7 protein-coding genes are annotated in these 9,978 nt (G+C 70.1%); all 7 read right to left on the reverse strand.

Features of this window, described 5'->3' with window-relative positions:
• Window positions 1-246: 246 nt before the first annotated feature.
• The 7 genes from gatB to AB0N07_RS40600 all read right to left on the reverse strand — a co-directional run bounded on the left by gatB (window position 247) and on the right by AB0N07_RS40600 (window position 9,903).
• Window positions 247-1,761 (reverse strand): Asp-tRNA(Asn)/Glu-tRNA(Gln) amidotransferase subunit GatB, encoded by a 1,515-nt coding sequence (gene gatB / locus AB0N07_RS40570; protein WP_365844126.1) that lies wholly within the window; start codon window positions 1,759-1,761, stop codon window positions 247-249.
• Window positions 1,762-1,776: 15 nt separating this feature from the next.
• Window positions 1,777-2,019, reverse strand: coding sequence for a hypothetical protein (locus AB0N07_RS40575; RefSeq protein WP_344404939.1), 243 nt, complete (start codon window positions 2,017-2,019; stop codon window positions 1,777-1,779).
• Entirely contained in the window at window positions 2,016-3,518 is a 1,503-nt protein-coding gene (gene gatA, locus AB0N07_RS40580) for an Asp-tRNA(Asn)/Glu-tRNA(Gln) amidotransferase subunit GatA (protein ID WP_365844128.1), read from the reverse strand. Before gatA ends, AB0N07_RS40575 begins: the two co-directional genes overlap by 4 nt.
• A 5-nt stretch (window positions 3,519-3,523) precedes the next feature.
• A complete protein-coding gene (gatC, locus tag AB0N07_RS40585) occupies window positions 3,524-3,820 on the reverse strand; it encodes an Asp-tRNA(Asn)/Glu-tRNA(Gln) amidotransferase subunit GatC (protein ID WP_030851400.1) in 297 nt (98 codons plus the stop codon).
• Between the two features lie 373 nt (window positions 3,821-4,193).
• Window positions 4,194-6,434 carry a bifunctional diguanylate cyclase/phosphodiesterase gene (locus AB0N07_RS40590; RefSeq protein WP_365844131.1) on the reverse strand — a complete coding sequence of 747 codons (2,241 nt, stop codon included), beginning with the start codon at window positions 6,432-6,434 and terminating at the stop codon, window positions 4,194-4,196.
• A gap of 259 nt (window positions 6,435-6,693) precedes the next feature.
• Complete coding sequence (gene ligA, locus AB0N07_RS40595; protein WP_365844133.1) at window positions 6,694-8,886, reverse strand: NAD-dependent DNA ligase LigA; 2,193 nt, start codon at window positions 8,884-8,886, stop codon at window positions 6,694-6,696.
• A gap of 15 nt (window positions 8,887-8,901) precedes the next feature.
• Entirely contained in the window at window positions 8,902-9,903 is a 1,002-nt protein-coding gene (locus tag AB0N07_RS40600; RefSeq protein WP_365844136.1) for a methionine synthase, read from the reverse strand.
• Window positions 9,904-9,978 lie beyond the last annotated feature (75 nt).

Consider the following 9,978-nt stretch of genomic DNA (forward strand, 5'->3'; position numbering starts at 1 on the left):
GGTGGATTTGTGGATCTTTGACCGGGAACAGTCGTTCACAAGATGAACAGCCCGCAAAGAACGCATGAGTAATGCGAAGACCACTCTTGCAGGCAGAAGTGATCGTTTATGCCAGTCGTGGACTTATTCACACGAGTGGGAGGCAGATCACAGGACAGTAACGAGAACTCTGTCACCTCAGTCGAACCGGTGACATGGCTCGGGGGCTGCGCCGGCGTACCGGCGCAGCCCCCGAGACCGGCATGCTCAGCCCTCGCTGACGCCGAGCTTCTCCAGGATCAGCTCCTTGACGCGGGCCGCGTCGGCCTGACCGCGGGTCGCCTTCATGACCGCGCCGACCAGGGCGCCAGCCGCGGCCACCTTGCCGCCGCGGATCTTGTCGGCGATGCCCGGGTTGCCGGCGATGGCCTCGTCGACGGCCGTACCCAGCGCCGAGTCGTCGGAGACGACCTTCAGACCGCGCTTGTCGACGACCTCGTCCGGGGTGCCCTCGCCCGCGAGAACGCCCTCGATGACCTGGCGGGCCAGCTTGTCGTTCAGATCACCGGAGTTGACCAGCGCGGTGACCCGGGCGACCTGCTCCGGCGTGATCGCCAGCTCGTCGAGCGAGGTGCCGGACTCGTTGGCGCTGCGCGCCAGTTCACCCATCCACCACTTGCGGGCGGAGGCCGCGTCGGCACCCGCGTCGATCGTCGCGACGATCGGGTCCAGCGCTCCGGCGTTGAGGATCGCCTGCATGTCGGTGGCGGAGATGCCCCACTCGGCGAGCAGCCGGGTACGGCGGGCCAGCGGCATCTCGGGGAGCGCCGCCCGGATCTCCTCGACCCACTCGCGCGAGGGGGCCACCGGCACCAGGTCCGGCTCGGGGAAGTACCGGTAGTCCTCGGCCTCTTCCTTCACCCGGCCCGAGGTCGTCGACCCGGTGTCCTCGTGGAAGTGGCGGGTCTCCTGGATGATCGTGCCGCCGCTGTTCAGCACGGCCGCGTGCCGCTGGATCTCGAAACGGGCCGCGCGCTCCACGGACCGCAGCGAGTTGACGTTCTTCGTCTCGGAGCGCGTGCCGAACTTCTCGCTGCCCTTGGGCATCAGCGAGAGGTTCACGTCGCAGCGCATCTGCCCCATTTCCATCCGGGCTTCCGACACACCGAGCGCCTTGATGACCTCGCGCAGCTCACGGACGTACGCCTTCGCCACCTCGGGGGCACGGTCGCCCGCGCCGACGATCGGCTTGGTGACGATCTCGATGAGCGGGATGCCGGCCCGGTTGTAGTCGAGCAGCGAGTGCGAGGCGCCATGGATACGGCCGGTCGCGCCGCCCACGTGGGTCGACTTCCCGGTGTCCTCCTCCATGTGGGCGCGCTCGATCTCCACACGGAAGGTCTCGCCGTCCTCCAGCTGTACGTCGAGGTAGCCGTTGAAGGCGATCGGCTCGTCGTACTGGGAGGTCTGGAAGTTCTTCGGCATGTCCGGATAGAAGTAGTTCTTCCGGGCGAAGCGGCACCACTCGGCGATCTCGCAGTTCAGCGCGAGACCGATCTTGATCGCGGACTCGACGCCGGTCGCGTTGACGACCGGCAGCGAGCCGGGCAGGCCGAGGCAGGTGGGGCAGGTCTGCGTGTTGGCGTCCTGACCGAGCTCGGTCGAACAGCCGCAGAACATCTTGGTCTTGGTGCCGAGTTCGACATGGACCTCGAGGCCCATGACGGGGTCGTACGACGCCAGCGCGTCCTCGTACGACTCCAGGTCGGTCGTGGTGGTCACGGTGAAACTTCCCTCTCAGCCCAGCAGGACGTCGTCGTCGCCCAGCCGCTTCAACTCGCGGTACAGGACGGCGAGACCGGTGACGATCCCGACGGCGGCCACGGTCGCGTCGATCAGCCGCAGCGTGTCCTGCTCGGAACGTGCCTTCTTGATCCGCTTGGCGACACCCAGCGCGCCGAAGGCGGTGGTGGCGATGGACACGTACGTACCGGACTTGGACTTCTTGAAGTCCTTGGCCTTGGTCAGTGTCTTGGTCACAGCGACGGAGCCTCCTCGAGGAGCGGGTGCCCCCACCTTTCCACGAAGGCGGCCTCGACGGCTGCGCCGACCTTGTAAAGACGGTCGTCCTTCAGCGCCGGAGCGATGATCTGCAGGCCGACCGGGAGGTTGTCCTCCGGGGCCAGACCGCAGGGCAGCGACATGGCCGCGTTGCCCGCGAGGTTCGTGGGGATGGTGCAGAGGTCGGCCAGGTACATCGCCATCGGGTCGTCGGCGCGCTCGCCGATCGGGAAGGCGGTGGTCGGGGTGGTCGGCGAGACGATGACGTCGACCTGCTCGAAGGCCTTCTCGAAGTCGCGCGTGATGAGCGTGCGGACCTTCTGGGCGGAGCCGTAGTAGGCGTCGTAGTAGCCGCTGGACAGCGCGTACGTGCCGAGCATGATGCGGCGCTTCACCTCGGGGCCGAAGCCCGCCTCACGGGTGAGGGAGGTGACCTCCTCGGCGGAGTGCGAGCCGTCGTCGCCGGTCCGCAGTCCGTAGCGCAGGCCGTCGAACCGGGCGAGGTTCGAGGAGCACTCGCTCGGCGCGATCAGGTAGTACGCCGACAGCGCGAGGTCGAAGGACGGGCAGTCCAGCTCGACGATCTCGGCACCCAGCTCCTTCAGCAGCGCGACGGACTCGTCGAACCGCTGGATGACGCCGGCCTGGTAGCCCTCGCCGCGGAACTGCTTGACGACGCCGACGCGCAGGCCCTCGACGCTGCCGTTGCGCGCGGCCTCGACGACCGGCGGGACGGGCGCGTCGATGGACGTCGAGTCGAGCGGGTCGTGCCCGGCGATGACCTCGTGCAGGAGCGCCGCGTCCAGGACCGTACGGGCGCAGGGCCCGCCCTGGTCGAGGGAGGAGGAGAAAGCGACCATGCCGTAGCGGGAGACCGCCCCGTACGTCGGCTTCACGCCCACCGTGCCGGTGACGGCGGCCGGCTGACGGATGGAGCCGCCGGTGTCGGTGCCGATGGCGAGGGGGGCCTGGAAGGAGGCGAGCGCGGCGGAGGAGCCGCCGCCGGAGCCGCCGGGGATGCGGGTGAGGTCCCACGGGTTGCCGGTGGGCCCGAAGGCGCTGTTCTCCGTCGACGACCCCATGGCGAACTCGTCCATGTTGGTCTTGCCGAGGATGACGACGTCGGCGGCCTTCAGCTTCTTGGTGAGAGTCGCGTCGTACGGCGGGATCCAGCCCTCGAGGATCTTCGAACCGACGGTCGTCGGGATGCCCTCGGTGGTGAAGATGTCCTTGAGCGCGAGCGGCACACCGGCGAGGGGTCCGAGCTTCTCGCCCCGCTCCCGCTTCTCGTCGACGGCACGGGCCTGGGCCAGCGCGCCCTCGCGGTCGACGTGCAGGAAGGCGTGCACCTTCTCGTCGACGGCCTCGATACGGGCCAGGTGGGCCTCGGTGACCTGGACGGCCGTGAGCTCGCCGGAGGCGATCTTCGCGGCGGTCTCGGCAGCCGTGAGCTTGATGATGTTGACGTGTTCCGTCATGGCGGTTAGTCCTCCCCCAGGATCTGCGGCACCTTGAAACGCTGCTGCTCCTGGGCCGGGGCGCCGGAGAGCGCCTGCTCGGGGGTGAGCGAGGGACGGACCTCGTCCTTGCGCATGACGTTCGTCAGCGGCAGCGGGTGCGAGGTCGGCGGTACGTCTTGGTCGGCGACCTCGCTGACGCGGGCCACCGCGCCGATGATGTCGTCCAGCTGTCCCGCGAAGTGTTCGAGCTCTTCGGGCTTCAGCTCCAGACGCGCCAGCCGGGCGAGGTGGGCGACCTCCTCGCGCGTGATGCCAGGCATGCAGCGTTCCTCTGGGGTGAGTGTGTGTGGTTTGGGGCCGGGGGCCGGCGTCACATGTCCGCCGTTCCGCCCGGAGGGCGGGCCGCGCGGCGTCTGGTGCATGCGATCGCAAGGCGCCGGAGCGCCCTCGTGGCGGAACCACGTGGGCGATTCGGCAACGCGGCGAGCGTGCGTGCCAGGCGTCGTGCGGCAGGCGGAAATGTGACGCCAGTCCCCAATCCTATGGGGCGGGGGCCGGTGACCGTGAAACGGTTTCCCGGACCCTAGGCCCATGGGGCCGACGGGGGTCGACTGCGCCCGTCCCGGAACTCGCGCAGGCCTTTGGCCGTGAGGCGAGTGTCCCACCGGCCCCACGGGTGGGCCGGTGGGAGAACTACTCGTCGGTCGCAGCGGCCGGCAGGGCCGCGCGAGGACGCTGCCAGCCCCGCGAACCCCGCGCCCGCAGCCACGCCGTCGTCTCCTCCGCCGGCATCGCGGCTGCGACCAGCCACCCCTGTACGGCGTCACAGCCGAGGTCCCGCAGCCGCTCCCAGGTCTCGTCGTCCTCGACGCCCTCCGCGACGACCAGCAGACCGAGGGAATGGGCGAGGTCGACCGTGCAGCGGACGATCTCCGCGTCCTCCGCGTCGACGGCGAGGCGGGCCACGAAGGAGCGGTCGATCTTCAGCTCGCTCACCGGCAGCCGCCGCAGATGTACCAGGGAGGAGTAGCCGGTGCCGAAGTCGTCCAGGGACATCTTCACGCCGTGACCGGTGAGGCCGGCCAGTGTGTCGGCGGCGCGCTGGGGGTCCTCGAGCAGGACGTGTTCCGTTATCTCCAGTTGGAGCGCTCCCGCCGGGACTCCGTGCCGGGCCAGCCGGGCGGCGACGGAGCCCGCGAAACCGGGGGTGTGGACGTCACGCGGGGAGACGTTGACCGCGACCGGAACATGCAGGCCCTGCGCCCGCCACCGGGCCACCTGCGCCAGCGCCGTCTCCAGGACGTACTCCGTGAGATGGGGCATCAGCCCCGAGGACTCGGCGATCGCTATGAACTCGTCCGGCGGCACCTTCCCGCGCTCGGGATGCACCCACCGGACCAGGGCCTCAAGGCCCGCGACCTGTCCGTCGAAGCGGACCTTGGGCTGGTAGTGCAGCTGCACCTCGTGCGCGTCCAGCGCCCGGCGCAGATCGCCGAGCAGGCCCAGCCGGTCCGGTGTGTTGGAGTCCCGCTTGGACTCGTACACCTCGACGCCCGTACGGTCCCGCTTCGCCTGGTACATCGCCACGTCCGCCCGCCGCAGCAGCCCCTCGGCGTCCAGCGCGTGGTCCGGGAAGACGGCGACACCCGCGCTGGCCTCCAGCACGAGGGTGAGCCCGTCCAGGTCGAGCGGGGAGCTGAGTGCGGCGACCAGGCTCCGGGCGACCCGGGTCGCGGAGGTCGTGGAGTCGGCCACCGGGAGTAAAACGGCGAACTCGTCACCGCCGAGCCGCGCGGCCTCCGCTCCGCGGGGCAGCGCGAGGCGCAGCCGGTCGGCTATCTGCAGGAGCAGCCGGTCACCGGCGAGGTGGCCCAGGGTGTCGTTGACCGAGCGGAAGCGGTCGAGGTCGATCAGCATCAGGGCGGCGCGGGCGCCGATGCGTTCGGCGTCGTCCAGCGCGGTCCAGATGCGCTCAAGGAGCCACTGCCGGTTGGGCAGCCCGGTCAGCGGGTCGCGCAGCTGCTCCTCGGCCCGGGCGCGGGCAATCCACAGGGTGGAGTCGAGGGCGATCAGCGGGATGGCGAACAGCGGCAGCAGCACCGGCTGGGCGACGGCGACCACGCAGACCAGCGGGGCGATGCCGAGCAGCGCGACCGCGACCAGGCCCTGTCTGGCCAGGGCGGTACGGGCGACGGTGGGCAGTCCGCCGTGGCGCGGGGCGTGCAGGTACCACAGGAGGGTGCGGGTGACCAGGAGGTAGGCGACGGCGACCAGCATCACCTCGGGCGCGGTGCTGAGGGTCCAGGCGTCGGGGTTCCAGGGTTTCTCCACGGACGGCACGCGTCCGAAGGCGCCCAGCACCAGGGCTCCGGCTCCGATGCCGAGGATGTCCACCGAGCCGTGCAGCACGCCCTGGCGCCAGCGGTTGCGCCGGGCTGTGCCGACCAGCACGACCACGGTGAGGCTGACCATTCCGGCAGGCATCCAGCCGTACAGCAGCAGGACGGCGAGGGTGAGGGCGGCACCCGAGCCGGTGCCGCCCCACCAGCGGGCGCGGCCGAGCATGACCAGGTGGCCGACGATGATGCCGGTCAGCACGGCGAAGGACCAGCCGACGGTACCGGCCGGGAAGAGCGCGTGGGGCCCGGTGAAGCCGCGGTAGAAGCCGGCGCCGAGGACGAAGGCGGCTGCCGCGACGACCGCCGCGGGCAGCGCGGGCCAGGACATGCGCCGTTCGTGTTCCGGGTCCGGAAGTCCGGGAGGGTGGTCGGCGGTGAGGTGCGGGGCGCGCCCGTCCGTCACGGTGTACTGTCCGGTGGCGCGGCCCTGCGCACCCGGACGCTGCGAAGGCCGCCCGGCCCACCGGCTCGCCCGCCATGCGCCGGTGACCCGGCGCAGCCGTGAGTCAGGGGCGGCGCTCTCGGTCGGTTCCATTCCCGTCCCTCTCACAGCCGGCGGTGCCCACGCCACGCGGCCCGTTGCCCGACATCCGTCAACGGCACCGCGTTGGAAAACCCTTCCCCTTGCTCGTCAAGAGCAAGGGGATGCCCCAACCGCAGCTGGGCACGGCAGGTGCACACCTCAACAGTAGGCCGCAGAAGGCTTCCACGGGCAGCGGTCGTAGACGGTTGCCCGAATGAACCCCGGCCACCCGTATGCATCTGGTATGCGCCGATCGGGTGGCCTTCAATCGCTATTCCCCTGCAGGAAGCGCAACTTCGGCCGCCGCGTCCGGTCCCTGTTCCAGCAGGACGTTGAAGCCGTCCTCGTTGAGAACAGGCACTTTGACCTGCATCGCCTTGTCGTATTTCGACCCAGGATTGTCACCTACGACAACGAAAGATGTCTTCTTCGAAACGGAACCGGTTACCTTCGCTCCGCGGCTCTGCAGCGCCTCCTTCGCGCCGTCGCGGGTGAAGTGCTCGAGAGTGCCGGTGACCACGACGGTCAGCCCTTCGAGCGGGCGCGGTCCTTCGTCCTCGCCCGAGCTCTCCTCCTCCATGCGCACGCCCGCGGCACGCCACTTGCGGAGGATCTCCTGGTGCCACTCCTCGGCGAACCATTCCTTGAGGGAGGCGGCGATGATTCCACCGACGCCGTCGGTGTTCGCCAGCTCCTCCTCGCCGGCCTGCTCGATGCGCTCGATCGACCGGAACTCGCGGGCCAGCGCCTCGGCGGCGACCGGACCGACGTGACGGATCGACAGGCCCGTGAGGATGCGCGCGAGCGAGCACTCCTTGGCCGCGGCGATGTTCTCCAGCATGGCAACCGCGTTCTTCTTCGGCTCGCCCTGCTGGTTGGCGAAGACCGTGGCGACCTTCTCCTCGCCGGTCTTCGGGTCGCGCTTGGGCAGACCGCTGTCCTGGTCGAGGACGTACGCCTTGATGGGCAGCAGCTGCTCGATCGTGAGGTCGAACAGGTCGCCCTCGTCCACGAGTGGCGGATCCTCCGGTTCCAGCGGCTTGGTGAGCGCGGCCGCGGCGACGTAGCCGAAGTGCTCGATGTCCAGCGCCTTGCGGCCCGCCAGGTAGAACAGCCGCTCACGCAACTGGGCCGGGCAGGTACGGGCGTTGGGGCAGCGCAGGTCGACGTCGCCCTCCTTCATGGGCCTCAGCGCCGTACCGCACTCGGGGCACTCGGCCGGCATCACGAACTCGCGCTCGCTGCCGTCGCGCAGGTCGACGACCGGGCCGAGGATCTCCGGGATGACGTCACCGGCCTTGCGCAGCACCACCGTGTCGCCGATGAGGACGCCCTTGGCCTTGACGACGTCCTGGTTGTGCAGGGTGGCGAACTCGACCTCGGAGCCGGCCACCGTGACCGGTTCGACCTGGGCGTACGGAGTGACCCGGCCCGTGCGGCCCACGCCCACCCGGATGTTGATGAGCTTGGTGTTGACCTCCTCCGGCGCGTACTTGTATGCGATCGCCCAGCGCGGCGCGCGGGAGGTGGAGCCGAGGCGTCCCTGGAGCGGGATCTCGTCCAGCTTGACGACGACTCCGTCGATCTCGTGCTCCACGGAGTGGCGGTTCTCGCCGTAGTAGGCGATGAACTCCCGTACGCCGTCGAGCCCGTCGACCACCTTGTTGTGCCGGGAGGTGGGCAGGCCCCAGGTCTTCAGGAGGTCGTAGGCCTGGGAGAGCCGGGTGAGGCCCTCGAAGCCCTCCAGGGCGCCGATGCCGTGGACGACCATGTGGAGCGGGCGGGTGGCGGTGACGCGGGGGTCCTTCTGGCGCAGTGAACCGGCCGCCGCGTTGCGCGGGTTGGCGAAGGGCTTGTCGCCGGCCTCCACCAGACGGGCGTTGAGCTCCTCGAACTTCTCCATCGGGAAGTAGACCTCGCCGCGGACCTCCACGAGGTCGGGGACGCGGTCACCGCCCAGCCTGTCCGGAATCTCTGCGATCGTACGGACATTGGGGGTGATGTCCTCGCCCGTGCGGCCGTCGCCGCGGGTCGCCGCGCGCGTGAGACGGCCCCGCTCGTAGGTGAGGTTGACGGCGAGGCCGTCGACCTTGAGCTCGCACAGGAGGTGGTAGCCCGGGCCGCCGACGTCCCTGGCGACGCGCTCGGCCCAGGCGGCCAGCTCCTCGTCGCTGAAGGCGTTGTCCAGGGAGAGCATGCGCGAGCGGTGCTCGACGGAGGTGAACTCCGTCTCGTACGCGCCCGCGACCTTCTGGGTCGGGGAGTCCGGCGTGCGCAGCTCGGAGTAATCCTCCTCCAGCGCCTCCAGGGAGCGCAGGAGCTTGTCGAACTCCGCATCGCTGATGACCGGAGCGTCCTTCACGTAGTACCGGAAGCGGTGCTCCTCGATCTGCTCAGCGAGCTTCGCGTGCTTCTCCCGTGCCTCGGCGGGCACCGTCGTCTCCGCTTGCTTGTCGCCGGCCACCGTGTTGTCCTCCCGTTACTCTGGGTTGTCCGCGAGGGATCTCGCCGCCCGGACGCAGTGGGCGAGTGCCTTGCGTGCGTAGTCCGGGGAAGCCCCCGCGAGTCCGCACGACGGCGTGAGGGTGACCGCCTCCGCGAGAAGTCCCGGTTGCAGCCCCAGCCTGCGCCACAGCGTCCTGACACCCATGACGCTACCGGCAGGGTCTGACAATGGGCCGTCCGTGCCCGGTACGACACCTGCGAAGAGCCGGGTACCCGCTTCCACCGCCTCTCCGATCGTGTCGTCATCACGCTCGGTGAGGAGCGAGAAGTCGAAGGAGACCGCCGCCGCGCCGGTCCTTCGCAGGAGGGCGAACGGGACGTCCGGTGCGCAGGAGTGGACCACGGTGGGGCCGTCACTGTGAACCCCGACGACGTCGCGGAGGGTGGCCTCGACGAGCTGGCGGTCGACGGCGCGGTGGCTGCGGTAGCCACTGGCGGTCTTCACCCGGCCGCGCAGGACGGCGGTGAGGGAGGGTTCGTCGAGCTGCAGGACGAGCTGGGCGCCGGGGATGCGGCGCTGCACCTCGGCGAGGTGCAGGCGGATTCCCTCGGTGAGTGAGGCGGCGAGGTCGCGGCAGGCGCCGGGGTCGGAGAGGGCTGCCTCGCCGTTCTTCAGCTCGAGGTCGGCGGCGAGGGTCCAGGGGCCGACGGCCTGCACCTTGAGCGGGCCCTCGTACCCCTGCGTGAACTCCTCGATCGCGTCGAGGTCCTCGCCGAGCCATGACCTGGCCCGCTTGGTGTCCCGTCCCGGACGGTCGCCGATGCGCCAGCCGCTGGGTTCCACGCGGGCGTACAGCTCGACGAGCATCCCTGCGGTTCTGCCGATCATGTCGGCGCCGGGACCTCGGGTCGGGAGCTCGGGCAGGTGGGGGAAGTCCTCGAAGGTCCCGGTGACGGTCTTGGCCGCCTCGCGGGCGTCGCCGCCGGGCATGGATCCGATGCCGGTGGCGGGGCCGAAGGAAAGGTCTGCGTTCACACGAGAAGCCTATGTTTCCGCCCCCGCCGCCCCTACCCGTCCCGGCCCTGGGGGCTGCCGCCCCCTGACCCCCGC

This window comes from Streptomyces sp. NPDC051172, from assembly GCF_040682555.1.
GTDB lineage: Bacteria > Actinomycetota > Actinomycetes > Streptomycetales > Streptomycetaceae > Streptomyces.

Bases quoted from the DNA above. Each gene is read 5' to 3' on its own strand.
- gatC (WP_030851400.1), bottom strand. From the start codon at position 3,820: ATGCCTGGCATCACGCGCGAGGAGGTCGCCCACCTCGCCCGGCTGGCG.
- AB0N07_RS40590 (WP_365844131.1), bottom strand. From the start codon at position 6,434: ATGGAACCGACCGAGAGCGCCGCCCCTGACTCACGGCTGCGCCGGGTC.
- gatA (WP_365844128.1), bottom strand. From the start codon at position 3,518: ATGACGGAACACGTCAACATCATCAAGCTCACGGCTGCCGAGACCGCC.